Below are 26,718 nucleotides of genomic sequence, written 5' to 3' on the forward strand. Positions count from 1 at the left end.
TCCCCCACGGGGTGCGGACATCCGGCAGAGTTGAGGTCGTGCATCTCCCCCCGGGCATGGTCGCCGTCGCGGTGCTGAGCGGGCTCGTCGCCGCCGGCGCCACCGCGCTGCTGGCCGCGACCGCCCGCCGGCGGGTCCGGGCGCACCGGCAGGCGTACGTGCTGCTCGCCGCGGCCGCCGGTGCCGCGCTGCTCAGCCTCCTGGTCGGGTTCACCGGTCTGCTGGCCGCCGGCGACCACTGGGCGCACCAGCAGGGGCAGCGCACCGGTTGGGCGACCCTCGTCTCGGTGGGCATGACGCTCGGTGGCGCGGCGCTCGGCCTCGCCCTGGTCCGGCTGCCCGGCGCCGCGGCCACCCGGGCGGCCACCGCCCGGCTGCTGCTCGACGGCCTGATCATGGCGAGCGCGCTCTGGTTCGTCGGCTGGGTCGTCTTCACCGCGCCCACCCGGCTGCTCGGCACGGCCACCCCGGTGGCCTGCCTACCCATCGTGCTGCCCACGATGAGCGCCGCGTTCACCGCCGGGCTCACCCTGATCATGGTGCTCCGGGCCGCCCCGCCGCGCGGCCGGCTCGCCCTGCTCGGCGCGGGCGTGACCGCGGTGACCAGCGGCGGACTCGGTCTCTCCGCCGGGCTCTGCCAGGGCGGGCCCGGCATGGCGGTCACCGGCGCGGCGATGCTCGCCGCCGGCCTGCTCACCACCGCGCTGGCCGTGCACCGGGTGGATCTCCCCGGGCAGGTCGACGTCGACCTGATCCGCCGGGACGGCGAGTACGCCTTCGTGCCGATGTTCGCGATGGCCGCCTCGGCGATGTACCACCTCGTGCAGGGCGGGCGGTTCGACGCGTTCGGCATCGTCGCCGGCAGCGTCGAGGGCTTCGCCCTGGTGGCCCGGCAGTACCTCGCCCTCAACGACGTCCGGGGGTACGCCGGCCGGCTGGCCGAGCGGGAGGCCCACTTCCGGGCGCTGGCGCACACCGACCCGCTCACCGGCCTGGCCAACCGGCGCGGGCTGCTGCGGGCGCTGCAGCGCTGCGCCGACGCGGATGTGCCGTGCGTGCTGCTCGGGCTGGACCTGGACGGCTTCAAGAACGTCAACGACCTGCGCGGACACGACGTCGGGGACGCGGTGCTGGCCGAGGTGGGCTGGCGGCTGCGCGGCAACCTGCGCCCCGGCGACCTGGCCGCCCGGCTCGGCGGGGACGAGTTCGCGGTGCTGATGCACGGCGGGAGCGACCCGGGCCCGGTCGCCGAGCGGCTGCTCGCGGTGCTCGGCCGCCCGTACGGGGAGGCGGACGCCCCGGTCTTCCTCTCGGTCAGTATCGGGGTGGCCGCCGACTGCGGCGACACCGACGTCGAGCTGCTGCTGCGCAACGCCGACCTGGCGCTGCGCTACGCCAAGCAGCGCGGCAAGAACCGGATCGAGCGCTACGACGCCACGTACGACCAGCTGCTGCGCCGGCGCACCATGCTGGAGCACGAGCTGCGCGGTGCGATCGAGCGCGACGAGCTGCGGCTGGCCTTCCAGCCGGTGGCGTCGCTGCCCTCGGTCCGCCCGGTGGGCGCGGAGGCGCTGCTCCGCTGGCACCACCCGGAGCTGGGCAACGTCCGCCCGGACGAGTTCATCCCGCTCGCCGAGGAGTGCGGGATGATCTCCAAGCTGGGCGCCTGGGTGCTGCACCAGGCCTGTTATCAGCTCTCCCGCTGGCTGGCGGACGGCCACGATGTCTGGGTGTCGGTGAACGTCTCGCCGCACGAGCTGCACGCCCCGGAGTACGTGGTCCAGGTCGCCGACGCGCTGCGCGCCCACCACGTACCGCCGCAGCGGCTGGTGCTGGAGGTGACCGAGCACGCCGTCGCCACCGACCTGGACGAGCTGATCCGCCGGCTCAGCGCGCTGCGCATCACCGGGGTGCGGATCGCGCTGGACGATTTCGGGGCGGGCTACTCCTCGCTCGGTCAGCTGCGCCGGCTGCCGATCGACATCCTCAAGATCGACCACGGCCTGGTCGCCGAGCATGAGCCGGTCCGGCCGGTCGGCCGGGACGGTCCGGCGTTCGCCCCGATGGTCGACATCGTGATGCGCCTCGGGCACCACTTCGGCCTCGAGGTGATCGCCGAGGGCGTGACCAACCCCACCGAACTGGCCGCGGTGGTCGCCGCCGGCTGCCGGTTCGGGCAGGGCGCGCTCTTCGGCTGGGGGGTGCCGGCCGAGCACCTGGAGGCGATGCTGGAGGCGGCCACCTCGCCCGGCGCCCGGCCCGCCACGCTGCCGCGGTTGCGGTCGAATCCACCCGCGTCGGTGCCCGCTCCGCGTCCCTCGAACGAGGGATCTTCGCAGGTGGCGAGGGCCGCCGAGGGTGCGTCGGGGCCTGACACGCCCACGTCCGTTAACCAGAATGTGGGATCAGTTGACTCATCGCGTGAGATGCGTCAGGCTTAGCCGCATGTCGTCGAACCGGTCGCTGCGAGTACTTACCTGAGCGCACTCTCCCTGAGCGAGAGTGCGCTGGCCCCGTGCATCTGCACGTGGGCTTTTTTGTTGCCGTCGGACCACCGCCGGGACGCCCGCGTTCCATCCTGAGAAGCGCATCACCCACTCCAGCCGAAGGCCTGAACCGCCATGACGAGACCCACGCCAGAGACCCTCGCCAACTCCGTCCGGCGAGCCCGCCCGGCCACCGAGCCGGCGGGTGACACCGACCAAGCCCCCGCCCCCCGCAACGGGTCCGCCCCGGCCGCCCCGGCCGTAGGGGGAACGGGCGCCCCGGCCGGCGCGGACGGACGCACCGCGACCGAACGGCGGCCTGCGCCGGCGCAGGTCTCCGGCGCCGGCTCGCTGGTGCGGTCGCTCGAGGCGCTCGGCGTCGACGTCGTCTTCGGCATCCCCGGCGGTGCGATCCTGCCGGCGTACGACCCGCTCTACGACTCCACCGTCCGGCACATCCTGGTCCGCCACGAGCAGGGCGCCGGGCACGCCGCCACCGGATACGCCCAGGCCACCGGCAAGGTGGGCGTCTGCATGGCCACCTCAGGCCCGGGCGCGACCAACCTGGTCACCCCGATCGCCGACGCGTACATGGACTCGGTGCCGCTGGTCGCGATCACCGGCCAGGTCGCGCGTCCGTCGATCGGCACGGACGCCTTCCAGGAGGCCGACATCCAGGGCATCACCCTGCCGATCACCAAGCACAACTTCCTGGTGCAGACCGCCGACGAGATCCCGCAGGTCCTCGCCGAGGCGTTCCACCTGGCCTCGACCGGCCGGCCCGGCCCGGTCCTGGTGGACATCCCCAAGGACGTGCTCCAGGCGCAGACCACCTTCGCCTGGCCGCCCACCCTGGACCTGCCCGGCTACCGGCCGACGCTGCACCCGCACGGCAAGCAGATCCGCGAGGCGGCGCGGCTGATGACCACCGCCCGCCGCCCGGTGCTCTACGTCGGCGGCGGCGTGCTCAAGGCCGGGGCCACCGAGGGGCTGCGCCGGCTGGCCGAGCAGACCGGCATCCCGGTGGTCACCACCCTGATGGCCCTCGGCGCGTTCCCCGACACGCACCGGCAGCACCTGGGCATGCCCGGCATGCACGGCACGGTCGCCGCGGTCTACGGCCTGCAAAAGGCCGACCTGATCGTCGCGCTCGGGGCCCGCTTCGACGACCGGGTCACCGGCAAGCTGGACTCGTTCGCCCCAGACGCCACCGTCGTGCACGCCGACATCGACCCCGCCGAGATCGGGAAGAACCGGCACGCGGACGTGCCGATCGTCGGCGACGCCCGGCACGTGATCGACGAGCTGATCGCCGCGGTCAGCAGCGAGCGGGCCGCCCGACCGGCCACCGACCTCGATGATTGGTGGACCCAGCTCGACGACCTGCGCAATCGCTACCCGCTCGGGTACGACGAGCCGGCCGACGGCACCCTCTCCCCGCAATTCGTGATCAAGCGGTTGGGCGAGATCGCCGGCCCGGACACCGTCTACGTGGCGGGCGTCGGCCAGCACCAGATGTGGGCCAGCCAGTTCATCTCGTACGAGAAGCCGTACACCTGGCTCAACTCCGGCGGCCTCGGCACCATGGGGTACGCCGTCCCGGCGGCGATGGGCGCGAAGGTCGGCAAGCCGGACACCACGGTCTGGGCGATCGACGGCGATGGCTGCTTCCAGATGACCAACCAGGAGTTGGCCACCTGCGCGCTGGAGGGCATCCCGGTCAAGGTCGCCGTGATCAACAACGGCAACCTGGGCATGGTCCGGCAGTGGCAGACCCTGTTCTACGGGGAGCGCTACTCCAACACCGAGCTGGGCACCCACAAGCACCGCATCCCGGACTTCGTCAAGCTGGCCGAGGCGCTCGGCTGCGTGGGGCTGCGCTGCGAGAACGCCGCCGACGTGGACAAGACCATCGAGGCGGCCATGGCGATCAACGACGCCCCCGTGGTCATCGACTTCGTGGTCGGCAAGGACGCCATGGTCTGGCCGATGGTGGCCGCCGGCACCAGCAACGACGAGATCATGTTCGCCCGGGGCGTCCGCCCCGCCTTCGACGAGGACGAGCTGTAGTCATGACCGAATGCACCGAGCGTAGCGAGGGCCATGAGGGCATGACGAGGAAGGCACTGCCATGACCGAATGCACCGAGCGTAGCGAGGGCCATGAGGGCATGACGAGGAAGGCACTGCCATGACCATGCACACCCTGTCCGTGCTGGTGGAGAACAAGCCGGGTGTCCTGGCCCGGGTCTCCGGGCTGTTCTCCCGGCGCGGCTTCAACATCGACAGCCTCGCCGTGGGCGAGACCGAGAACGCGGACGTCTCCCGGATCACCATCGTGGTCAACGCCGAGTCGTCCCCGCTGGAGCAGGTCACCAAGCAGCTCAACAAGCTGGTCAACGTGCTCAAGATCGTGGAGTTGGACCCGCAGGTCTCGGTGGCCCGGGAGCTGCTGCTGGTCAAGGTCCGCGCGGACCGCAACGCCCGCGCCCAGGTGCTGGAGACGGTGAGCCTGTTCCGCGCCCGGGTGGTCGACGTCGCTCCGGACACGCTGACCATCGAGGCCACCGGCACCCCCGACAAGCTCGACGCGCTGCTGCGCGACCTGGAGCCGTTCGGCATCAAGGAGATGGTCCAGTCCGGCACGGTGGCGATCGGGCGCGGCTCGCGTTCCATCACCGCCGGCCCGGCGCTGCGCGCCGCCTGACCCAACCGCACCGTCCACCGGCGGGCCGCCCGGACCGCCGTATGAAAGGGAAGCAAATGAGCGTTGAGGTGTACTACGACGACGACGCCGACCTGGGCGTGATCCAGGGCCGCAAGGTCGCGGTGATCGGGTACGGCAGCCAGGGCCACGCCCACGCGCTGTCGCTGCGGGACTCCGGCGTCGACGTGGTGATCGGCCTGCCCGCCGGCTCCAGGAGCCGGCCGAAGGCCGAGGAGCAGGGCCTGCGCGTGCTCACGCCGGCCGAGGCGGCGGCCGAGGCCGACGTGATCATGATCCTGGCGCCGGACACCGCCCAGCGCGGCCTGTACGCCGAGTCGATCGCCCCCAACCTGGCCCCCGGCAAGGCGCTCTTCTTCGGTCACGGCTTCAACATCCGGTACGGCCTGATCAAGCCCCCCGCCGACGTGGACGTGGCGATGGTCGCCCCGAAGGGCCCGGGCCACCTGGTCCGCCGCCAGTACGTCGACGGCAAGGGCGTGCCCTGCCTGGTCGCCGTCGAGCAGGACGCCAGCGGCAACGCCTTCGGCCTGGCCCTGGCGTACGCCAAGGCGATCGGCGGCACCCGGGCCGGTGCGATCAAGACCACCTTCACCGAGGAGACCGAGACCGATCTCTTCGGCGAGCAGGCGGTGCTCTGTGGCGGCGCGGCGGCGCTGGTGCAGACCGGCTTCGAGGTGCTCACCGAGGCCGGCTACGCGCCCGAGGTGGCCTACTTCGAGTGCCTGCACGAGCTGAAGCTCATCGTCGACCTGATGTACGAGGGCGGTATCGCCCGGATGCGCTACAGCATCTCCGACACCGCCGAGTACGGCGACCTCTCCCGCGGCCCCCGGGTCATCGACGCCCGGGTCAAGGAGGAGATGCGCAAGATCCTCGGCGAGATCCGGTCCGGCGAGTTCGCCCGCGAGTGGGTGGCCGAGGACGAGGCCGGCCGGCCGAACTTCGCCAAGTGGCGGGCCGAGGGCGCGGCGCACCCGATCGAGGAGACCGGGCAGAAGCTGCGGGCCATGATGAGCTGGGTCGACCGGCCCATCACCGAGACCGCCTGACCCCCGGGTCGGGCCGTACCCGACGCGGCCCGTGATCCGACGCTCTCCCCGGCGTCGGGCCACGGGCCGCGTCACTCCCGCGCCCGCCGGGCCCACTTGATGGGACCGGGTGACCGACGCCTCGCCCCCTCCGGGCGGATGAACGGCCGATGACGCGCGTGCCACCACCCTGTGTGAGGGCCCTCACCCCGCGGTCCGGGACACGCCGCCCGGACCGCCCCTTACGATCCCTTACAGGTGCTTAGCCAGCACCTGACGGCCATGGCACGGATCGGCGCAGGGCGCATCGCGGCGTCCCGACGCCCCCGGACCGACCGAACCCGAGCGTCTACGAGGACCGATGAATCCTGTCGTACTGATCGCCGAAGAACTCGCTCCCGCCGCCATCGAGGTGCTCGCGCACGACTTCGACGTGCGTCACGTCGACGGCACCGACCGTCCGGCGCTGCTCTCCGCCCTCTCCGACGCCGACGCGGTGATCGTACGCAGCGCCACCCAGATCGACGCCGAGGCGATCGCCGCCGCGCCGCGCCTGAAGGTGGTCGCCCGGGCCGGCGTCGGCCTGGACAACGTCGAGGTGCCGGCCGCCACCGCGCGGGGCGTCATGGTTGTCAACGCTCCCACCTCCAACATCGTCTCCGCCGCCGAGCAGGCCGTCGCGCTGCTGCTCGCCGTCGCCCGCAACACCGCCAGCGCCAGCGCCGCGCTGAAGGCGGGGGAGTGGAAGCGGTCGAAGTACACCGGCGTGGAGATCCAGGGCAAGACCGTCGGCGTGGTCGGCCTCGGTCGCATCGGTGTGCTGTTCGCCCAGCGCATCGCCGCCTTCGGCACGCGCCTGATCGCGTACGACCCGTACATCCAGCCGGCCCGCGCCGCCCAGCTCGGCGTCCGCCTGGTCGGGCTGGAGGAGCTGCTGCGGGAGAGCGACTTCATCTCGATCCACCTGCCCAAGACCCCGGAGACGATGGGCCTGATCGGCGAGAAGGAGCTGGCGACCGTCAAGCCCGGCGTCCGGATCGTCAACGCGGCCCGGGGCGGACTGGTCGACGAGCAGGCCCTGGCCGACGCGATCGCCGAGGGCCGGGTCGCCGGCGCCGGGGTCGACGTGTACGCGAAGGAGCCCTGCACCTCCTCGCCGCTGTTCGCCTTCGACAACGTGGTGGCCACCCCGCACCTGGGCGCCTCCACGCACGAGGCGCAGGACAAGGCCGGCCTGGCCGTGGCGAAGAGCGTCAAGCTGGCGCTGCAGGGCGAGTTCGTGCCGGACGCGGTGAACGTGCAGGCCGGTGGCGTGGTCGCCGAGGACGTCCGGCCGCTGCTGCCGCTGGCCGAGAAGCTCGGCCGGGCCTTCACCGCGGTGGCCGGCGGGGTCGCCGCCAGCGTCACCGTCGAGGTGCGCGGCGAGATCGTCAACCACGACGTCTCGGTGCTCAAGCTCGCCGCCACCAAGGGGCTGTTCAGCTCGGTGGTGGAGGAGCAGGTCACCTACGTCAACGCGCCGCACCTGGCCGCCGAGCGCGGCGTCGAGGTCACCCTGGCCACGCTGGCCGAGACGGTCGACCACCACAACCTGGTGACCGTACGCGGCGCGCTGCCGGACGGCCGGACGGTCAGCGTCTCCGGCACGGTGACCCAGGCCGGCGCCCGGGACGTGCTCAAGCTGACCGAGGTGGACGGCTTCGACGTGGAGATCGGCGCGGAGGGCATCCTGGTCTTCCTGCGCTACGTCGACCGGCCGGGCGTGGTCGGCACCGTCGGCACCCTGCTCGGCGAGGCCGGCGTCAACATCGCCGCCATGCAGGTCGCCCGCCGCGAGGCCGGCGGCGAGACGCTGATGACGCTCACCGTCGACCAGGCGCTCGGCGCGGACCTGCTCAGCTCGGCCGCCGACTCGATCGGCGCGGTCGCGGCCAGCGCCGCCGACCTGCGCGACGAGTAGGTCCGGACAGGACGGATCGGGGGCCCGGCCGGTCGGCCGGGCCCCGCGTCGCGTCGGTCGGTCAGGGGGTGACGCGGGCCGGCGGTGGGTAGACCGAACCGTCCTGCGCGTCGAAGAGCATCAGGTCGTGCTCGCCGGCCAGCCGCTCGATGTCGAGCAGCACCTGGTCCTCGCAGGTGGGGACGAGGTTCAGCTCCACGTGGTCGCTGGCCGCGTGCAGCGGGGTGACCTCCCAAGGGCTGCCCGGCCCCGCCGGGCGGTCCGGATAGGCGGCGGTGATCGCCCGGTAGAAGCCGACCACCCTCGGGTCGGGGTACTGGTCGCCGTGCCGCCCCTCGCGGCACCGCCGCACCGCTGCCCGTACGTCGTTGGGCGTGGCCCCGGACGGCAGGGCCCACACGCTCAGATCGAAACTCACGGCGGACAGCGTGCCATCCCGGGTCCGCGCCGTCACCCCTGCCCTGTGGCAGGCCAGTGAGGTGAGGCCGGATTTCGGTGCCCGACGGTCCGCTGTGGAGACTCTTGCGTCGAGTTGCGTCGATTCGCTAGCGTACCCGTGCGGTCACTGGTTGAGTTGAGACTCCGGCCCGTCTTCGGGTGGCGCGGTCGGGCGTTCGGCCCACCGGCCCGCACCCCTCGGTTGCGCGAGCCACGCGCACTCGTCGCTGACCGGCCCCCACGGTCGTTGCCGAGACCGTGGGGGCCGATCGCGGGCCGCGTCCCGGGTGCGAAGACGAGGCGACGGCCGGCTGTCAGCGCCGACGGTGGGCGAAGAGCGCCCGGTAGCCCGAGCCGTTGCGGAACCAGGCCAGTCCGGCCGGACCGGCGGCGTAGAGGGCGGTGGCGTAGGCGTCGGCCACCGCGAGGTCCGGTCCCACCACCGTCGCGGCGACCAACTGGTCGGCCGGCTCGCCGGTGTGCGGGTCCACCACGTGTCCCCGGCGCCCGGTCACCCCGGAGGTGCCCACCGCGCCGGCCGTCATCTCCAGCACCAGCGGCGCCCGGTGGGCGTCCGTCGGATGGTGTACGGCCACCCGCCACGGACCGCCGTGTGCGGCGTGGCCGCGTACGGTGAGGTCTGCGCCGCAGACCACGGCGTAGTCGTGGACGCCGGCGGCGCGCAGCCGGGCCGCGGCCCGTTCCACCGCCCAGCCGCCGAGCAGGCCGCCCGGGTCGAAGCCGCCCGGCACCGCCCAGGCGTCGAACCACCCGTCGGTCGCCGCCCGCATGGCGGCGCAGCGGTCCACCAGGTCGGCCAGCGGGGGGTACGACTCGGGGCCGATCTCGCCCCGCCGCAGTCTCGAGACCAGGCTGTCCGGCCGGTTCGGCCCGTAGGTGAGGTCGATGGCCCGCAGTTCGGCGACCGCGTCCCGCAGTGCCTCCCCGGCGCCCCGGCGGCCCAGCCACTCCGGCGCGTTGAGCAGCAGGGTGTACTCGGCGGTGGAGGTGCGGACGGTGTGCTGGACGCTGATCCGGTCGACGGCGCCGCCACCGGCCCGGTCCACCCGGTGGCTGCGGGCGCCGAGGCGCAGGTCGGGGCGGCGGCTGAGGAAGGCCGACTGGTCGATCCACCGGTTCCGTGGCTGCTCGTCGGTCCAGCGGGCCCGCCGCTGCTCGTCGATCCGCATCGCACCTGCTCCCTCACTGGCGACGCCGCAGCGCCACGGCGAAGCCGGTCCCGGGCCCCCGTCGACCCGCTCGCCCTCGACCCTAGGGTGCGGAGTTGACCGCCCCATGAATGTCACCTGGGAACCTGCTGAGCAGGCGGATTTCCCGAATGTTGGAAGGCGCGTACCGGGAGCCGGGACGGCGACGTACCGTTGCGCAGGGACGACGAGGTGAGGAGCGCCAGGTGGCACGGATCGCGGTGGTGGCCGGGGACGGGATCGGACCCGAGGTGGTCGGGCAGGCCCGCAAGGTCATCGACGCCGTGCTCCCAGGGGTGGCGGCCACCGAGTACGACCTCGGCGCGGCGCGCTACCACCGCACCGGCGAGGTGCTGCCCGACTCGGTCCTCGACGAGTTGGCCGGGCACGACGCCATCCTGCTCGGCGCGGTCGGCGACCCGACCGTGCCGCCGGGGGTGCTGGAGCGCGGCCTGCTGCTCAAGCTCCGCTTCGCCTTCGACCAGTACGTCAACCTCCGCCCGTCCCGGCTCTGGCCGGGCGTGCCCGGCCCGCTGGCCGCCGTGAAGCCGGGTGAGGTCGACCTGGTGGTGGTCCGCGAGGGGACCGAGGGCCTGTACGCCGGCGCCGGCGGCTCGCTGCACCGGGACACCCCGGCCGAGGTGGCCACCGAGGAGAGCCTGAACACCCGGCACGGCGTGGAGCGGGTGATCCGGGACGCCTTCGCCCGGGCCCGCCGCCGCGAGCGGCGCAAGGTGACCCTGGTGCACAAGACCAACGTGCTGACCCACGCCGGCTCGCTCTGGGCGCGGGCCTTCGAGGCGGTCGCCGCCGAGCACTCCGACGTGACCACCGAATACCAGCACGTCGACGCCGCCGCGATGTTCCTGGTGACCAACCCGCAGCGGTACGACGTGGTGGTCACCGACAACCTCTTCGGCGACATCCTCACCGACATCGCCGCCGCGGTGACCGGCGGCATCGGCCTGGCGGCCAGCGGCTGCATCAACCCGGAGGGCCACTACCCGTCGATGTTCGAGCCGGTGCACGGCTCCGCGCCGGACATCGCCGGCCGGGGCGTCGCCGACCCGGTCGCCGCGGTGCTCTCCGCCGCGCTCCTGCTCGACCAACTCGGCCACGCCGAGGCCGCCGCGCGGGTGACCGCCGCGGTCGCCAGCGAGCTGGCCGGCCGTACGCCGGGCGCGCCGGTGCGCACCGAGGAGGTCGGCGACCGGCTCGCCGGGTACGCCGTAGCCTGACCGGGCCGTCACACGGCCCGGATCCGGGCCGCCAGACCCGGGTACCCGGGCCCACTCCGTCCGGCCACCGTCGCGCAACCCATCCGGTGTGCTCTATGTGTCGGGGCGGAGCTATCCGCTGAACGACCGTTCGGGGTAAGTTTCTGGCACCAGTGACGTCGGCGTGCGATCACGCATGCCGTGGACCCGCAGGGAGGTCAGCGCGATGAGCGGTGGTGACAAGCTCGATTTCGAGATCCGTCCGAATTCCGCGCCGGTATCCGCCGCCGACCGGGCCGCCCTGCTGGCGAACCCCGGTTTCGGACGGGTGTTCACCGACCACATGGTCACGATCCGGTACGCCGAGGGCAAGGGCTGGTACGACGCCCGTGTCGAGGCCCGCGCACCGATCCCGATGGATCCGGCCGCTGCGGTCCTGCACTACGCGCAGGAGATCTTCGAGGGGCTGAAGGCGTACCGGACCGCGGACGGGGCGGTGACCATGTTCCGTCCGGAGGCGAACGCCGCCCGCTTCGCCGCCTCCGCGCGGCGCCTGGCGATGCCGGAGCTGCCGCCGGAGGCGTTCGTGGAGTCGCTGCGCCGGCTGGTGGAGCTCGACCAGGACTGGATCCCGGAGGCCGAGGACGCCAGCCTCTACCTGCGGCCGTTCATGTTCGCGAGCGAGGTGTTCCTCGGCGTCCGCCCGGCCAACGAGTACCTCTACTGCGTCATCGCCTCGCCGGCCGGGGCGTACTTCCCCGGCGGGGTCAAGCCGATCACGGTCTGGGTCTCCCCGGACTACACCCGCGCGGCGCCGGGCGGCACCGGCGCGGCCAAGTGCGGCGGCAACTACGCCGCCTCACTGGTGGCGCAGGCCGAGGCGATCGAGGCGGGCTGCGACCAGGTGGTCTTCCTGGACGCGGTCGAGCGGCGCTCCGTCGACGAGCTGGGCGGCATGAACGTCTTCTTCGTCTACGACGACAACACCCTGGTCACCCCGCCGCTGACCGGCACCATCCTGCCGGGCATCACCCGGGACGCCATCCTCACCCTGGCCGCCGAGTCGGGGCACCGGGTCGAGGAGCGGCCGGTCAGCTTCGCCGACTGGCAGGCGGACGCGGCCAGCGGCCGGCTCCGCGAGGTCTTCGCCTGCGGCACCGCCGCGGTGGTCACCCCGATCGGCGGGGTGCGCTTCCCAGACGGCGAGTTCCTCGTCGGCGGCGGTGAGCCGGGGCGCTCCACCATGGCCCTGCGGCAGAAGTTGGTCGACATCCAGCGCGGCCGCGCCGAGGACCGGCACGGCTGGGTACGGCGCGTGCTCTGACCGGGTCTTCGCGTTGACGGCCGGCACCCGCAGGGTGCCGGCCGTCGCGCGTTCCGGCTTCCGGCCGGCTCGGCCCGCCGAGGGCCGGACGCGGCGGAGCGGCGGCTGAGCCGGCGCGGGTCAGTCGAGCAGGTGGTCGCGGAGGGCGTCGAGCTGAGCCTCGGTCACCCCGGTGTGGCGCAGGTAGCCCTCGACCGAGCCGTACCCCTCGCGCAGTTCGGTGAGGAAGAGCATCATCGCCTCGGCGGGGGAGGCGAGGAAGGGCGGCGGCAGCTCCTCGGCCTCCGGCGTGGTGGCCCGCACCCAGGCGCTGAACCGCTCGGACGCCTCGGTGCTCAGCGCGTAGTCGGCGGCGACGTCCGCGTCGGCCACCCCGAGCACGGCCATGGTGAGCCCGCAGACGATGCCGGTGCGGTCCTTGCCGGCGACGCAGTGCACCACCACCGGCGCGTTGGCGCTGTCGGCGATCAGGCCGACCGCCTCGGCCAGCCCGGCGGTGCCGGTACGGGCCAGGTCGGCGTACCGGTCGGCGAGGTAGCGGGCCAGGCTGGTGCCGGGCTCGTACCTATGCTCGGCCCAGTCCTGGTGCTCGGGGTGGATGTGCCGGTAGGCGAGCCCGTCGTAGGCCGGCACCCGGCCGTCCCGCGCGACCTCGGTCGGCCTGCGCAGGTCGACGACGGTGCGGATGCCGAGGGCGGCGAACGCCGCTTGGTCGGTCTCGTCGATCCGGTGCAGCGAGTCGGAGCGGTAGAGCCGGCCCCGGCGGACCGTACGCCCGTCGTGGCCGGTCGGGCCGCCGACGTCGCGGAAGTTGAACAGGGCGGGGAAGGGGTTCCGGTGCGGGGTGTCCAAGGCGTCCACCCTTGACACCGTAACGGCCGGCGGGGCATCGGGGTGCCCCGCCGGCCGCCTGTGCAGGTGTCTCCGTTTACCGGGCGGTACCCGGCGGGATCGACGAGTAGGTGTCGTCGTAGTAACCGCCGAGCTTGTCCCGGTACGCCGGGTCCGTGTCGGTGCTCTCGTCGAACTCGGGCGCGGCCTTGATCTGGTCCTTGCTCCGGTCGACGTAGACCTTCCGGGCGTCGTGGTCGACGTGGTTGACGGTGCCGGCCGGCAGCATGACCTTCTTGCCGAAGATCCACGGTCCGGTGTCGACCACGAGGAAACTGGAGTTCACCTCGTGGCTGGCCCGGTCCACCTTGCCGATACCGCCGTCGCTCGCCTCCACCTTGTAGCCGACCAGGTCAACGCCGGTCACCCCGGCGTCGTCCCGGTAGCTCCACGGATCGAAGCGCCCGGCGGGCGCGCCGCCCGCGAAGGCGCCCTGACCACCCTGGGTGGTCGGCGGGTCCGGCGTCCCGTGGGTCGTTCGAGGGTCGAGCCGCTCCATGGCGTTCACTCCCTTTCTCGACTTTCTCGGGGGATGTGCCTGTCGGACCCTTTGCTACCCCGGTGCGAAGATCGATACACCTCTGATTCAGGCCAGCGCGGCCTCCGCGTCCAGCGCCACCGCGGCGGCGTGCACGACGGCGGCGATCCGCAGCGCCTCGTGCACCTGCTCGCGGGTGAACCCGGCGCCGCGCAGGGTCTTCTCGTGCGACTCCAGGCAGACGCCGCAGCCGGTGATCGCCGAGACGGCGAGGCACCAGAGCTCGAAGTCGCCCTTGTCCACGCCCGGCCGGGCGATGATCTGCATCCGCAGCCGGGCCGGCATCGAGGCGTACTGCTCGTCCCCGATCAGGTGCTTGGCCCGGTAGTAGACGTTGTTCATCGCCATGATCGTGGCCGCGCCCTTGGCGGCCTCGATCGCCTCCGGCGCGAGGTGGTCGGCCGCCTCGGCGACGACCTCCCGCAGCACCACCGGGTTGCGCGCGGCGACCGCGCAGGCCAGGGCGGTGCCCCAGGCCTGCTCCGGCTTCAGCGTCGAGGTGCTGATGGTCGAGCCGAGGTTGAGCTTGATGTCCTTGGCGTACTCGGGCAGCGCCGCCTTGACCGCGTCCAGACCCATGGTCAGGCCCCGGCGCCCGCGAGCAGCGCGTTGGCGTCCAGGGTGGCGCCGCCCTTGTTCCAGTTGCACGGGCAGAGCTCGTCGGTCTGCAGGGCGTCCAGCACCCGCAGCACCTCGGAGACGTTCCGGCCGACCGAGCCGGCGGTCACCATGGCGAACTGGATCTCGTTGTTCGGGTCGACGATGAAGGTGGCCCGCTGGGCGACCCCGTCCTCGCCGAGCACGCCGCAGGCGGCGGTCAGCTCGCGCTTGATGTCGCTGAGCATCGGGAAGGGCAGCTCGCGCAGGTCCGGGTGGTCCTTGCGCCAGGCGTAGTGGACGAACTCGTTGTCGACGGAGACGCCCAGGACCTGCGCGTCCCGGTCGGCGAACTCACCGTTGAGCCGGCCGAACTCGGCGATCTCCGTCGGGCAGATGAAGGTGAAGTCCTTCGGCCAGAAGAAGACCACCCGCCACTTGCCCTGGTGGGACTTGTGGTCGATCGTCTCGAACGCCTTGTCGGCGTCCAGCGACACGCAGGCGGTGAGTTCGTACTCGGGGAAGTGGTCACCGACAGTGAGCACAGGTCCTCCTTGACAGCGGCTCGTCACCGACGTGGAGCCGGTAACTGGATTGGTTCCAGATTCTTCCGCAGCCGCGTTTCCGCCGGGTAGCGGCCGGGTGACTTGTGAAGTCGATCACCAGTGGTGCGTTCCGCCCCGGTTCCGTCCACCTTTCAGGTGATGGCCACCGTCCGTCATCATCCCGATATGTGGGTTGTCCCTCCCAAAACCGAGGTCGGGGTGGCAAAGTACGGACCGTGACCAGCTCCGTCCTGATTATTGACAGCTAGCGCGCCGGCTTCCCTCTCGCCGAGCGCGCAGACCTCCCGCATCCGCGGGGGGTCTTTTTGTTGCTCCCCGCAGGTTCGAGACGAGGACTCCCATGACCTTCCAGGTGTACGACACGACGCTGCGCGACGGCGCCCAGCGCGAGGGGCTCAGCTACTCGGTGGTCGACAAGCTGGCGGTGGCCCGCCTGCTCGACGACCTCGGGGTCGGCTTCATCGAGGGCGGCTGGCCGGGCGCCGTCCCGAAGGACACCGAGTTCTTCCGGCGCGCCCGCACCGAGCTGGACCCGAAGCACGCGATCCTGGTCGCCTTCGGGGCCACCCGCAAGGCCGGGGTGGCGGTCGACGCCGACCCGCAGGTGCGCGGGCTCCTCGACGCCGAGACCCCGGCCGTGGCGCTGGTCGCCAAGGCGGACCTGCGGCACGTCGAGCGGGCGCTGCGCACCACCCCCGACGAGAACCTGGCGATGATCCGCGACACCGTGACGTACCTGGTCGGGCAGGGGCGGCGGGTCTTCGTCGACGGGGAGCACTTCTTCGACGGCTACCGGCACGACCCGGCGTACACCGCCGCCGTGTTGGAGACGGCGCTCGCCGCGGGGGCCGAGCGGTTCGTGCTCTGCGACACCAACGGCGGGATGCTGCCCTCCCAGGTGACCGCCGCCATCACCGACGTCACCGCGCGCACCGGCGTGGCGCCGGAACTGCTCGGCATCCACTGCCAGAACGACACCGCCTGCGCGGTCGCCAACACCATCGCCGCCGTCGAGGCCGGCGTCCGCCACTTCCAGGGCACCGCCAACGGGTACGGCGAGCGCCCCGGCAACGCCGACATCTTCGCGGTCGTCGCCAACCTCCAGCTCAAGCTCGGGCTGCCCGTCCTGCCGGAGGGCTGCCTGGAACAGATGGTGCGGGTCTCGCACGCCATCGCCGAGATCGCCAACATCGCCCCCGACACCCACCAGGCGTACGTCGGGGCCGCCGCCTTCGCCCACAAGGCGGGGCTGCACGCGAGCGCGATCAAGGTCGACCCGTTGCTCTACAACCACGTGGACCCGTCGGTGGTGGGCAACGACATGCGGATCCTGGTGACCGAGATGGCCGGCCGGGCCAGCATCGAGCTCAAGAGCCGCGAGCTGGGTCTGGACCTGGCCGGCCATCCGGAGGCGCTCGCCACGGTCACCAAGCAGGTCAAGGAGTTGGAGGCCGGCGGCTGGTCGTTCGAGGCCGCCGACGCCTCGTTCGAGCTGCTGGTCCGCTCCGAGCTGCCGGGTCGGGCCGCGCCGCGCCCGTTCGCCCTGGAGTCGTACCGGGTGCTCGTCGAGCACCGCGAGGACGGCGCGGTGGTCTCCGAGGCCACCGTGAAGATCCGGGTACGCGGCGAGCGGGTGATCGCCACCGCCGAGGGGAACGGCCCGGTCAACGCCCTGGACGAGGCGCTGCGGGTGGCGCTCGGCCGGCACTACCCGGAGCTGCGCGACTTCGAGCTGGCCGACTACAAGGTGCGCATCCTGGAGGGCAGCCACGGCACCGGCGCGGTGACCCGGGTGCTGGTGGAGACCGCCGGCGCGGGCCGCGACTGGACGACCGTCGGCGTGCACCCCAACGTGGTCGAGGCGAGCTGGCACGCCCTCGTCGACGCGCTCACCTACGGCCTGGACCGGGCCCGCGTCTGAGTCGGCTCACCCGGCGGGCAGCCGCAGTTCGGCCAGGACGGCGCGGTGGTCGCTGCCGGGAAGGGCGTGCACGGCGACCGAGCGGACCGCGATGCGCCGGTCGGCCAGCACGTGGTCGATGGTGACCGGCGGGATGGGGTCGCCGTCGTACGGGCCCCAGGTGCCGGTGAGCCCCGCGCCGGCCTGGTCCGCCGCGTCGACGTACCCGGTGGCGATCAGGTCGCGCAGCGGCGCGTGGTCGAGGGTGGCGTTGAAGTCCCCGGCGAGGATGCTCAGCCGCCCCCGCGGGGTGGCCTGCGGCTGACCGCGCAGGTCGGTCCACCAGTCCGGCACCACCCGGACGGCGTACGGCGCGGCCGGGTGCGCCGACTCCACCCGCAGGGGTGGCGCGCCCGGCACCGCCAGGGTCCCGTACGCCTGGGTGAAGGAGAAGCCCTGGTTGCGCCGGAACCCGACCTCGCTTAGCGGGTGGCGCGCGTACAGCCCGGAGCCGGTGGTGCCGACCTCGGGGTTGAGCTCCCGGTACGGCAGCAGGGTGGCCAGCCCGAGCCGGTCCAGCTCGGCGGCGATCGGCGGGGTGAACTCCTGCACGGTCAGCACATCGACCCGTTGCGTCCGGACCAGGTCGACCAGCACCGCCGGATCGGCGCCGCCCTTGAGCAGGTTGGCGGTGAGCAGCCGCAGCGTGGGGCCGGCGACCGCCGGCTGGCCGGAGCCGACCGCGCGCGGCGCCACCGCCCCGATCAGCGCCAGCGCGGCGGCCGCCGCGACCACCGCCGGGGCGACCCGGCGCAGGGCGAGCGCCAGCACCAGCGGCACCAGGGCTCCGGCGGCGACGTACGGCGTGAAGGCGACCGCCTGCACCAGCGGCCCGCGCTCCCACCCGGCCAGCCGGAGCACGGCCCAGGCGGCCCCGGGCGCGACGGCCAGCCAGCACGCCACCGGAACGATCCGGCCCGCCATACGTCCCTCGCGCAGCACCTCGGTCACGGCCGCCACCGTACCGGCCGGTGACCTGGTCTGGCCCCGACTGCGCCCGCCCGGCCCCGCTCGCGCCGTTCCGGCCCCTCCGGGGGAGTCGTCCCGATCCGGCCCTGGAAAGGGCACCGAGGGTCCGATAATCCGACGTTTGTCCGACCATCGGCACGGGAAGCATGCACCGTGACGGACATCTCGGACACCCTGGCCAGCGTGCCCAGCCCGGTCGATGCCGACGCGAGCGGCGTCGAGCTGGAACAGACTCTCTTCGAGGTCAAACGCGTGATCGTCGGGCAGGATCGGCTCGTCGAACGCCTGCTCATCGCCCTGATCGCCGACGGGCACTGCCTGCTGGAGGGCGTGCCGGGCGTGGCGAAGACCCTCGCCGCGCAGACCCTCGCCACCGTCGTCGGCGGCACCTTCTCCCGGGTGCAGTTCACCCCCGACCTGGTCCCCTCGGACATCGTCGGCACCCGGATCTACCGGGCCTCCACGGAGAGCTTCGACGTCGAGCTGGGCCCGATCATGGCGAACCTGGTGCTCGCCGACGAGATCAATCGGGCGCCGGCCAAGGTGCAGTCGGCGCTGTTGGAGGCGATGGCCGAACGGCAGGTCTCCATCGGGGGCCGCAGTTGGCCGGTCCCCGACCCGTTCCTGGTGCTCGCCACCCAGAACCCGATCGAGTCGGAGGGCGTCTACCAGCTCCCCGAGGCGCAGCGCGACCGGTTCCTCATGAAGGTCGTCGTCGACTATCCGAGCGACGCCGACGAATTGGCCATCCTCTACCGGATGAGCACGGACCGGCCGACGGCCCGGCCGGTCCTCGACCCGGCCCGGCTGCGGGAACTCCAGCGCCGGGCCGGCGACATCTTCGTCCACCACGCGCTGGCCGAGTACGTGGTCCGGCTCATCCTCGCCACCCGGGACCCGGGCCGGTTCGGGCTGCCCGAGATGGCGCCGCTGCTGGCGTACGGGGCGAGCCCGCGGGCCACCCTCGGCCTGGTTGCCGCCGCCCGCGCCAAGGCGCTGATCCGGGGCCGCGAGTACGTCCTCCCGGAGGACATCCGGGACCTGGCCGTCGACGTGCTCGCCCACCGGTTGGTGCTGTCCTTCGACGCCGTGGCCGACGGTGTCACCGCCGAGGCGGTGGTCCACCGGCTGATCGAGGCGGTGCCGCCGCCCCGGGTGGTCGCCGGGCACGCGGAGACGGCGCCCGACCTGGCGGCGGCATGAGGCGCCGGGCCGCTCCGACCCTGCCCGAGCCCGGCCTCGCGGACCTCACGCCCGACCAGCGGCTGCGCCGGCTGGAACTGACCGTCACCCGCCGGCTCGACGGGCTGCTGCACGGCCAGTACCGGGGCCTGCTGCCCGGGCCGGGCAGCGAGGTGGCCGGCAGCCGGGAGTACCGCCCGGGCGAGGACGAGGTGCGGCGGATGGACTGGGCGGTCACCGCCCGGACCGCCGTCCCGCACGTCCGGGAGGTCGACGCCGACCGGGAACTGACCACCTGGCTGCTGGTCGACGCCAGCCCCAGCATGGAGTACGGCACCGCCACCCTGGACAAGCGGGAACTGGCGGTGGCCGCGGTGGCGGCGGTCGGCTTCCTCACCGCCGGCGCCGGCAACCGTCTCGGCGCGCAGGTGCTCGCGCCGGGCGGCGTACGCCGGTTCCCGGCCCGAGGTGGGCGGACCCACCTGCTCGGGCTGCTGCGTGCCCTGCTGGCCGCGCCACGTAGCGACCCGGGACCGGGCGCCGTCGTCGCGCCGCCGACGCTGGTCGACGGGCTGGCCGGCGTCCAGCGGATGGCCACCCGGCGGGGTCTGGTGGTGGTCGTCTCCGACTTCCTCGACGGGCTGCCCGACGACCCGGACGCCGCCCCGTCCTGGGAGACCGCGCTGCGCCGGCTGACCATCCGCCACCAGGTGCTGGCCGTCGAGGTGACCGACCCGCGCGAACTGGAGCTGCCGGACGTCGGGCTGATCACCCTCGTCGACCCGGAGACGGGCCGGCGGCGCGAGGTGTGGACCGGGGACCGGACCCTGCGGGAGCGGTACGCGCAGGCGGCCGCCGCCGAGCGCGACCAGGTACGCCAGGCGCTGCGCCGGTCCGGGGCGGCGCACCTGGCGCTGCGGACCGACCGGGACTGGAGTGCCGACATCGTGCGCCACGTGCACGCCCAGCGGCGGCTGGCCGCCGCGCCGGCCGCGTCCCGGGGAGGCACCGCATGACCTGGCAGTCACCCGCCCGGCTCTGGCTCCTGCTCGGCGTCGCCGCCCTCGTCGTCGGCTACCTGATGATGCAGCGCCGGCAGAGCCGGTACGCGGTCCGCTTCACCAACCTGCGGCTGCTGGACCGGGTCGCGCCGCAGCGACCGGCCTGGCGCCGGCACGTGCCGGCGGGTCTCTTCCTCGCCATGCTCGCGTTGCTGGTGGTCGGCTTCGCCCGGCCGAGCTCCGAGGTACGCGTGCCCCGGGAGCGGGCCACCGTGATGGTGGCGGTGGACGTCTCCACCTCGATGCTCGCCGGCGACGTCGACCCCGACCGGCTGACCGCCGCCAAGGAGGCCGCCCGCCGGTTCAGCGACGGCCTGCCGGACGAGTTCAACGTCGGGCTGGTCGCCTTCGCCGGCAGCGCGGCGGTGCTGGTGCCGCCGAGCACCGATCGGGACGCGCTGGACGAGGGGATAGCACGGCTGGCCGAGGGGATCACCGGCGTCCAGGGCACCGCCATCGGGGAGGCGATCAGCACCTCGCTGGGCGCGGTGAAGAGCCTGGACGCCAAGGCCGCCGAGGACCCGCCGCCGGCCCGGATCATCATCCTCTCCGACGGGGCGAACACCTCCGGCATGGACCCGATGGAGGCCGCCGCCCAGGCTGTCACGGCCAAGGTCCCGGTGCACGCCATCTCGTTCGGCACGCCGTCCGGCTTCGTCGACCGGGGCGGACGGGCGATCCAGGTGCCGGTCGACGGGCAGACCCTCAAGGCGGTCGCCGAGGAGACCGGGGGCCGCTTCCACGAGGCATCCACCGCCGCCGAGCTGCGTGCCGTCTACGAGGACATCGGCACCTCGGTCGGCTACCGGAAGGAACAGCAGGACATCTCCGCCCGCTTCATCGGCCTGGGCCTGGTCCTCGCCATGGGCGCGGCCGCGGGATCGCTGCGGTGGTTCTCCCGATTGCCCTGATCCGCACCACCTTCGACGGCAGCACCGCACGACACGTGAGGAGCCAGGCATGGCAGTGCACACCGGACTCGGCGAGCCGCGCGGCCCGTGGTTCGTCTCTCCAGAGCTGGATCCGGACGGGCGCGGGCGTTGGGACGTACCCGGGTCGGATCGGGGCCCGGGGCGGCGGGGCTGGCGCGGCCGGCTGCTGAGCGCGCTGGCGGTGGTGGCCCTCTCCACCGTCTCCGGCGGGGCGGCCGGCAGCTGGGTGGCCGGCCGGGACGCGCCCGGACCAGCCGCGGCCTCCGCCGCGCCGGTGCCGGCGGAGCTGACCACCGCCGCCGAGAAGACCGTGCCCGGGGTGGTCTCGGTGATGGTCGGCGGCGCGTCCGGCGCCTCGGCGACCGGTTCCGGATTCGCCATCGACCACGAGCAGCACATCGTGACCAACGACCACATCCTGGCCCGGGGCGGCTCCGGTCCGGTGACGGTGGAGACCTCGGACGGCCGCCGGTTCACCGCCGAGGTGGTGGGGCGGGAGCCGAGCAGCGACCTGGCGGTGCTCAAGGTGCCGGCGTCGGCGGGGCTGGCGCCGCTGCCGCTGGCCAAGCCGAACAGCACCCGGGTGGGGGAGCCGGTGCTGGCGGTCGGTTCGCCGCTCGGCCTGGCCGGCACGGTCACCGCCGGGATCGTCAGCGCGCTCAACCGGCAGGTCCGCATCGGCAACGGCCGGCACAGCGCGGTGCAGACCGACGCCTCGATCAACCCGGGCAACTCCGGTGGCCCGCTGGTCAACGCCCGGGGCGAGGTGGTCGGGGTGAACACGGCCATCGCCACCATCGACGGCAACGGGTCGATCGGCATCGGATTCGCCATCCCGATCGACCAGGTCCAGCAGACCGCCGACACCATCATCGGCCGGGGCGGCTGACCGCTCCGCGCGGCCGTGACCTGGTAGCTTGCCGTACTGTCGGATATCCGGCCCGGAACCATCGGGCCATGGAAATATTACGCTGAGTATGGATACTGGCGTGGGTGGAGCAAGCTGTCATCGCGGCCCTCCTCCTGGTGGGCCTGATCCTCGGCGCCGGCGTCGGCGCGTCCTACGCGCGCGCGAAGCGGGGCTGGAAGGACTACCAGACGTTCCGGACCAGCGTCCCGGGCGCCCGGCGCACCGCCTGGCTGGCTATCCGCGCGGTCGTCACCAAGGTCGGCGTCATCGCGCTGCTGCTCGTCGGCGCGGCCGCCTACGCGGCGGCGGGCTCGGACCACGAGCGGGTCGATCCGGTGCCCACCTCGACCGTGACCCCGACGCCAACCCCAACCCCAACCCCAACCCCAACCCCGAGCCCACGGTCCGGGCGTTAGCCTCGGGGCGTGGACGACGGACTGCGGGTGACCGACCGGCTCGTGGTTCCCGACGCCGAGCTGCGGGAACGCTTCTCCCGCTCGTCGGGGCCGGGCGGGCAGGGGGTCAACACCACCGATTCCCGGGTGGAGCTCAGCTTCGACCTGGCTGGCTCGCCCAGCGTGCCCGAGCCGTTGCGCGCCCGGGCCCTGGACCGGCTCGCCGGACGGCTGGTCGACGGCGTGCTGACCGTGGCCGCCAGCGAGCACCGGACGCAGCTGTCCAACCGGGAGGCGGCCCGCGAGCGGATGACCGACCTGCTGCGCGAGGCCGTCGCCCCGCCCCCGAAGCCGCGCCGCCCGACCCGCCCGTCCCGCGCCGCCAAGGAGCGGCGGCTGGCCGAGAAGAAGCGGCAGTCCCAACGCAAACGCGACCGCCGGGTGGACGGCGACTGACCGGAAAAGGGTTTGAGGCCTGGTCGCGACGCCACCCACAATGCGCCGCGTGCCGACCGACTTCTCCGTCAAGCCCACCCTCACCGGCGACCGGGTGCTGCTGCGTCCCTTCGTCGCCGACGACGCCACCGTCTTCCAGGTCATCCTCGCCGACCCGGAGGTGGTCCGGCTCACCGGCAGCCCGCCTCAGGAGCGGTTCGACCTGGACCGGCTCCGTGACTGGTACGGCAGCCGCAGCAGCCAGACCGACCGGCTCGACCTGGCGGTGGTGGACCGGGAGTCCGGGGAGTGCGTCGGCGAGGTGGTCCTCAACGAGTCGGACCCGCACAACGCCAGCTGCAACTTCCGCACCCTGATCGGCCCGGCCGGGCGCGGCCGGGGCCTCGGCACCGAGGCGGTCCGGCTGATCGTCGGGTACGGCTTCACGCAGCTCGGCCTGCACCGGATCTCGCTGGAGGTGTTCGCGTTCAACCCGCGCGCCCGCCGGGTATACGAGAAGGCCGGCTTCGTCGCCGAGGGCACGCTGCGGCAGGTGCTCCGCGACGGCGACGACTGGGTGGACGCCACGGTCATGTCGATCCTCGCCCCGGAGTGGGCACGCCACCGGGGCCGCCCCGAGGGCTGAGTCCGCCACCCGGAACCGGGGTTGAGCGGAGGATGTCGGACTGCTTCAATCCGTAGCACCAGGGCCGTCACCGACCACCACGTCACGTGCCAGGAGTCCGTCTTCATGCTCGGTAAACCCCTGCGCGCCGCGCTGATCGTGGTCGCCGCCCTGCTGGCCGCCCTCGCCGTCGGGCTCGCCCTCGTCCCGGCCGCTCCGCCGGCCGCCGCCCCCACCACCCCGGTACGCGTCATGCCGCTCGGCGACTCCATCACCGGCCAGCCGGGCTGCTGGCGGTCGGTGCTCTGGAACCGCCTCCAGTCCACCGGCTACCCCGACGTCGACTTCGTCGGCACCCTCGGCCCGCAGGGCTGCGCCCTGCCCCACGACCGGGACAACGAGGGACACGGCGGCTACCTGGTGACCGACGTGGCCAACCAGAACCTGCTGCCCGGCTGGCTCGCCGCCACCCAGCCGGACGTGGTGCTCATGCACTTCGGCACGAACGACCTGCGGCGCAACATCGCGCCGGTCACCATCCTGGCCGCGTACTCGAAGCTGGTGGACCAGATGCGGGCCAGCAACCCGGCGACGACCGTGCTCGTCGCGAAGATCATTCCGATGAACCCGAGCAGCTGCCGGGAGTGCGGCCGGCGGGTGGTGGCGCTCAACTCCGCCATCGACGGCTGGGCCGCCGGCAAGACCACGGCCGCCTCCCCGGTGGTCGTGGTCGACCAATGGACCGGCTTCGACACGGCCACCGACACGTACGACGGGATGCACCCGAACGCCGCCGGCGACCAGAAGATGTCCGACCGCTGGTACCCGGCGCTCACCGCGGCCCTTCGCCGCACCATCCCGACGCCCACCACCTCGCCCGCCGGCAGCCCGACGCCGACCCGGACCGGCGCCGCCGGCTGACCCGGGCCGGGGCCGTCGGCCAGCCCGGCGGCCCTGGTCAGTCGAGCGCGGCGAGCAGCCGGGACCGCAGTCCGGCGGCCCGCTCGGCGAAGCCGCGCTGGGCGCTGGCGTACTCAACCCGGCCCTCGGGGGTCTCCACCCGGACCGGCGGGTAGCCCAGGTCGGCGAGGTCGTACGGCGAGGCCCGCATGTCCAGCGTGCGGATCTCCCGGGCCAGCCCGAGACAGTCCGCCACCAGCTCGGAGGGCACCAGCGGGGAGAGCTTGTACGCCCACTTGTAGAGATCCATGTTGGCGTGCAGACAGCCCGGCTGCTCCAGCGCGTGCTGGCTCTCCCGGGTCGGGGTGAGCAGGTTCAGCGGCCGGGCCGGCGCGGTGAAGAACCGGAACGCGTCGAAGTGGCTGCACCGGACGCCCCGCTCCTCGACCACCGCGGCGGTCGCCGTCGGGCTGAGCCGCAGCGGCCAGGCGTTGTGCCGTACCTCGTCCTGGGTCTGCTGGTAGACCATCGCCCACTCGTGCATGCCGAAACAGCCGAACTGGGCCGGGCGGCCGGCCGTCGCCGCGAGCAGCGCCCGGATCCAGAAGATCGACTCGGCGCGCCGGGCGCGTACCCGGTCGCTGTCGAGGGTGACCCCGGCGTCGGTGGCGCGGTAGTCCGGGCCGAACTCGTCCGGGTCCGCGTCGCGCAGCACCACCCCCGGGCCCGGGTGCCAGCGGCGCAGCTGGGCGGGGCGGTGCGAGTAGTAGGTGAAGAGGAAGTCCTCCACCGGGTGCTTCACCCCGGAGCGCCGGCGGGCCAGGTGCGGCGCCAGCCAGGCGTCGACCCGTTCCTGGTGGGCGCGACGCCGGGCCTGCCAGTCGGCCGCGTCGAGGGCGGCGGCGGGGGCGAGGGCGGCGGTCACGGACCCCAGGGTACGACCCGCCGCCCCGCCCCCGGTCAGGCCACGTCCACCCGGACCCCGGCGGAGAACACCCCGCTGCGCAGCTCCAGTTGCTTGGGCGGGTCGTCGCCGTGGAGGGTGAAGACCAGCGGCAGGAGCACCCGCTTGCCCGCGGCGACCGGTTGGGCGAACACGTCCTGGCCGAGGTTCGCCACCCGGGTGGCGTCCTCGTCGGTGGCCACCCAGTTGCCGCCCGGCAGGTACGCGCGCTGGAGCTGCCCGTGCCAGGTCTGCTCGCCCGGGGTGAGGTTGCGCACGCCGACGGTGGCCAGGCACTGCCGGCCGCCCTTCTGCAGCGAGGGCAGGTTCCCGGTGCCGCACGCCACCCGGTAGACGGTGAACTCGAACGCGGCCTCGCGCAGCGGCACCCCGACGGCCCCGCTGACGCTCCTGCCCATCCACGCGCCGCTGGTGGGCTGCTTGGCGGTGTCGATCCCGGCGACCCGCCGGGAGGCCGTCCACCCCGCCGCCCCGACCACGCCGGCCAGCACCACCGCCGCGACGCCGACCACCATCCAGATCGGTGGGGTGTGCCGGCGGCCCGCCACGGCCGGCATGGCCGCCCGCGGGTAGATCGTCCCGTGTTCCGCCGGGCCGCCCGCCCCGCCCGCGACGGCCGGGGTGCCGGCGCTCGCCGCCGCCGGACCGCCCGGCGCCACCCCGGACCGCTGCCGGCGGCGGTGCCACCACCACCAGAGCGCGCCGCCGGTGACCACCAGGAGCGCGGCCAGCGCGCCCAGCAGCACCGGCGGGCGCCGCCACGCGGGCGCCGCCGTCACCTTCGTCGCCGGGACCACGGCGGGCCCGGTCCAGGTCGCCGTGGCGCAGTCGTACGCCCGGGTGCCGTCGGTGCCGTAGACGCAGGCGGGCGCGGTGACCGCCCGGCCCGGCGCGGCGAGGCTGAACGCGGTGTTCAGGTTGAGGGTGCTCTGCGCCGGCAGCCGCAGCCGCCAGGTCACCTCGTTGGTGCCGGCCGACCCGACCACGCTGGTGGCCCGGCCGCCGCCGGTCACCGTGGTCGCCCGCGACCCGCTCGGCAGTTCCTGGCGCACCGTCGTGTCGACCGTCGAACTCCCGGCGTTGCGCACCTGGATCCGGTACCCGGGCGCCGGGGTGTTCGCCGCGGTCACCGCCACGGTGACCGGCGGGTTCGTCATCTGGATCGGTGCCGCCTTGGTGGGTGCCACCGCGGGCGGTGCCGCCGGCACCCCGGTCGGTATCGGCGTGGCGCGTTCCGCCGGTGCGGCGGGTGCCGCCACTGCCGGTTGCGCCGGTGCGGCCGCCGCCCGGGATGTCGTCGTGGGCAGTGCCGGTACCGCGGCGATGATGCCGAGGCAGTTCACGATCACTGCCAGGGTTCTGTGGTGTCGTCTCGTTGCAGGCATACGAACGAACCTCCGGACCC

25 protein-coding genes are annotated in these 26,718 nt (G+C 73.5%); 16 read left to right on the forward strand and 9 right to left on the reverse strand.

The genetic code is table 11. From position 1 onward, the window contains the following. Window positions 1-56 precede the first annotated feature (56 nt). The 5 genes from ACFYOS_RS11390 (at window position 57) to serA (ending at window position 8,201) form a co-directional block, all read left to right on the forward strand. The gene (locus ACFYOS_RS11390; RefSeq protein WP_387139106.1) at window positions 57-2,441 is read left to right on the forward strand and encodes a putative bifunctional diguanylate cyclase/phosphodiesterase; all 2,385 of its coding nucleotides are present in this window, start codon (window positions 57-59) and stop codon (window positions 2,439-2,441) included. A gap of 180 nt (window positions 2,442-2,621) precedes the next feature. Further along, on the forward strand, window positions 2,622-4,556 hold the full coding sequence (locus ACFYOS_RS11395; RefSeq protein WP_387138659.1) for an acetolactate synthase large subunit: 1,935 nt from the start codon (window positions 2,622-2,624) through the stop codon (window positions 4,554-4,556). Window positions 4,557-4,676: 120 nt separating this feature from the next. Next, window positions 4,677-5,192, forward strand: coding sequence for an acetolactate synthase small subunit (gene ilvN / locus ACFYOS_RS11400; protein ID WP_387138662.1), 516 nt, complete (start codon window positions 4,677-4,679; stop codon window positions 5,190-5,192). 56 nt (window positions 5,193-5,248) lie between these two features. Then, on the forward strand, window positions 5,249-6,262 hold the full coding sequence (ilvC, locus tag ACFYOS_RS11405; RefSeq protein WP_387138665.1) for a ketol-acid reductoisomerase: 1,014 nt from the start codon (window positions 5,249-5,251) through the stop codon (window positions 6,260-6,262). A gap of 340 nt (window positions 6,263-6,602) precedes the next feature. Next, a complete protein-coding gene (serA, locus tag ACFYOS_RS11410; RefSeq protein ID WP_387138668.1) occupies window positions 6,603-8,201 on the forward strand; it encodes a phosphoglycerate dehydrogenase in 1,599 nt (532 codons plus the stop codon). 61 nt (window positions 8,202-8,262) lie between these two features. Here the strand turns inward: serA and ACFYOS_RS11415 are convergent, their stop codons facing one another. Then, window positions 8,263-8,619 (reverse strand): hypothetical protein, encoded by a 357-nt coding sequence (locus tag ACFYOS_RS11415; protein ID WP_387138671.1) that lies wholly within the window; start codon window positions 8,617-8,619, stop codon window positions 8,263-8,265. A 334-nt stretch (window positions 8,620-8,953) separates the two neighbouring features. After that, a complete protein-coding gene (locus tag ACFYOS_RS11420) occupies window positions 8,954-9,829 on the reverse strand; it encodes an FAD:protein FMN transferase (RefSeq protein WP_387138674.1) in 876 nt (291 codons plus the stop codon). Between the two features lie 224 nt (window positions 9,830-10,053). Here ACFYOS_RS11420 and ACFYOS_RS11425 point away from each other — a divergent pair, with 224 nt between their 5' ends. Beyond that, the gene (locus tag ACFYOS_RS11425; RefSeq protein ID WP_387138677.1) at window positions 10,054-11,085 is read left to right on the forward strand and encodes a 3-isopropylmalate dehydrogenase; all 1,032 of its coding nucleotides are present in this window, start codon (window positions 10,054-10,056) and stop codon (window positions 11,083-11,085) included. Window positions 11,086-11,290: 205 nt separating this feature from the next. Then, window positions 11,291-12,388 carry a branched-chain amino acid aminotransferase gene (locus ACFYOS_RS11430; protein WP_387138680.1) on the forward strand — a complete coding sequence of 366 codons (1,098 nt, stop codon included), beginning with the start codon at window positions 11,291-11,293 and terminating at the stop codon, window positions 12,386-12,388. Between the two features lie 120 nt (window positions 12,389-12,508). Here the strand turns inward: ACFYOS_RS11430 and ACFYOS_RS11435 are convergent, their stop codons facing one another. From ACFYOS_RS11435 to ACFYOS_RS11450, 4 genes are all read right to left on the reverse strand, one after another. Then, window positions 12,509-13,258, reverse strand: a complete 750-nt coding sequence (locus ACFYOS_RS11435; protein WP_387138683.1) for a tyrosine-protein phosphatase — start codon at window positions 13,256-13,258, stop codon at window positions 12,509-12,511. A gap of 58 nt (window positions 13,259-13,316) precedes the next feature. Further along, window positions 13,317-13,778: a PRC-barrel domain-containing protein gene (locus ACFYOS_RS11440; protein WP_387138686.1), complete on the reverse strand. Its 462-nt coding sequence runs from the start codon at window positions 13,776-13,778 to the stop codon at window positions 13,317-13,319. Window positions 13,779-13,865: 87 nt separating this feature from the next. Beyond that, the gene (locus ACFYOS_RS11445) at window positions 13,866-14,396 is read right to left on the reverse strand and encodes a carboxymuconolactone decarboxylase family protein (RefSeq protein ID WP_387138689.1); all 531 of its coding nucleotides are present in this window, start codon (window positions 14,394-14,396) and stop codon (window positions 13,866-13,868) included. Window positions 14,397-14,398: 2 nt separating this feature from the next. Beyond that, window positions 14,399-14,959: a peroxiredoxin gene (locus ACFYOS_RS11450; RefSeq protein WP_387138692.1), complete on the reverse strand. Its 561-nt coding sequence runs from the start codon at window positions 14,957-14,959 to the stop codon at window positions 14,399-14,401. A 361-nt stretch (window positions 14,960-15,320) separates the two neighbouring features. Between ACFYOS_RS11450 and cimA the strand changes: the two genes are divergently transcribed. Next, complete coding sequence (gene cimA, locus ACFYOS_RS11455; protein WP_387138695.1) at window positions 15,321-16,901, forward strand: citramalate synthase; 1,581 nt, start codon at window positions 15,321-15,323, stop codon at window positions 16,899-16,901. A 6-nt stretch (window positions 16,902-16,907) separates the two neighbouring features. Here cimA and ACFYOS_RS11460 read toward each other — a convergent pair whose 3' ends face one another. Next, the gene (locus ACFYOS_RS11460) at window positions 16,908-17,864 is read right to left on the reverse strand and encodes an endonuclease/exonuclease/phosphatase family protein (protein ID WP_387139109.1); all 957 of its coding nucleotides are present in this window, start codon (window positions 17,862-17,864) and stop codon (window positions 16,908-16,910) included. A 198-nt stretch (window positions 17,865-18,062) separates the two neighbouring features. On the opposite strand from ACFYOS_RS11460, the gene ACFYOS_RS11465 reads away from it, so the two are divergent. From ACFYOS_RS11465 to ACFYOS_RS11500, 8 genes are all read left to right on the forward strand, one after another. Further along, on the forward strand, window positions 18,063-19,112 hold the full coding sequence (locus tag ACFYOS_RS11465; protein WP_387138698.1) for an AAA family ATPase: 1,050 nt from the start codon (window positions 18,063-18,065) through the stop codon (window positions 19,110-19,112). Then, window positions 19,109-20,107 (forward strand): DUF58 domain-containing protein, encoded by a 999-nt coding sequence (locus tag ACFYOS_RS11470; RefSeq protein WP_387138701.1) that lies wholly within the window; start codon window positions 19,109-19,111, stop codon window positions 20,105-20,107. The genes ACFYOS_RS11465 and ACFYOS_RS11470 overlap by 4 nt, the downstream gene beginning before the upstream one ends. Next, window positions 20,104-21,063: a VWA domain-containing protein gene (locus tag ACFYOS_RS11475; protein ID WP_387138703.1), complete on the forward strand. Its 960-nt coding sequence runs from the start codon at window positions 20,104-20,106 to the stop codon at window positions 21,061-21,063. The genes ACFYOS_RS11470 and ACFYOS_RS11475 overlap by 4 nt, the downstream gene beginning before the upstream one ends. A 49-nt stretch (window positions 21,064-21,112) precedes the next feature. Further along, a complete protein-coding gene (locus ACFYOS_RS11480) occupies window positions 21,113-21,973 on the forward strand; it encodes a S1C family serine protease (RefSeq protein WP_387138705.1) in 861 nt (286 codons plus the stop codon). Window positions 21,974-22,077: 104 nt separating this feature from the next. Continuing rightward, window positions 22,078-22,410, forward strand: coding sequence for a hypothetical protein (locus ACFYOS_RS11485; RefSeq protein WP_387138708.1), 333 nt, complete (start codon window positions 22,078-22,080; stop codon window positions 22,408-22,410). A 9-nt stretch (window positions 22,411-22,419) separates the two neighbouring features. After that, window positions 22,420-22,845 carry an alternative ribosome rescue aminoacyl-tRNA hydrolase ArfB gene (arfB, locus tag ACFYOS_RS11490; RefSeq protein ID WP_387138711.1) on the forward strand — a complete coding sequence of 142 codons (426 nt, stop codon included), beginning with the start codon at window positions 22,420-22,422 and terminating at the stop codon, window positions 22,843-22,845. A 40-nt stretch (window positions 22,846-22,885) separates the two neighbouring features. Beyond that, window positions 22,886-23,470: a GNAT family N-acetyltransferase gene (locus ACFYOS_RS11495; protein WP_387138714.1), complete on the forward strand. Its 585-nt coding sequence runs from the start codon at window positions 22,886-22,888 to the stop codon at window positions 23,468-23,470. Between the two features lie 105 nt (window positions 23,471-23,575). Further along, window positions 23,576-24,370 carry an SGNH/GDSL hydrolase family protein gene (locus ACFYOS_RS11500; RefSeq protein ID WP_387138717.1) on the forward strand — a complete coding sequence of 265 codons (795 nt, stop codon included), beginning with the start codon at window positions 23,576-23,578 and terminating at the stop codon, window positions 24,368-24,370. A gap of 37 nt (window positions 24,371-24,407) precedes the next feature. On the opposite strand, the gene ACFYOS_RS11505 is transcribed toward ACFYOS_RS11500, so the two are convergent. Both ACFYOS_RS11505 and ACFYOS_RS11510 read right to left on the reverse strand, forming a co-directional pair. Beyond that, window positions 24,408-25,274 carry a 3-methyladenine DNA glycosylase gene (locus ACFYOS_RS11505; RefSeq protein WP_387138720.1) on the reverse strand — a complete coding sequence of 289 codons (867 nt, stop codon included), beginning with the start codon at window positions 25,272-25,274 and terminating at the stop codon, window positions 24,408-24,410. Between the two features lie 35 nt (window positions 25,275-25,309). Then, the gene (locus ACFYOS_RS11510) at window positions 25,310-26,698 is read right to left on the reverse strand and encodes a hypothetical protein (RefSeq protein ID WP_387138723.1); all 1,389 of its coding nucleotides are present in this window, start codon (window positions 26,696-26,698) and stop codon (window positions 25,310-25,312) included. Window positions 26,699-26,718 lie beyond the last annotated feature (20 nt).

The organism is Micromonospora sp. NPDC005806, from assembly GCF_042871425.1.
Classification (GTDB): domain Bacteria; phylum Actinomycetota; class Actinomycetes; order Mycobacteriales; family Micromonosporaceae; genus Micromonospora.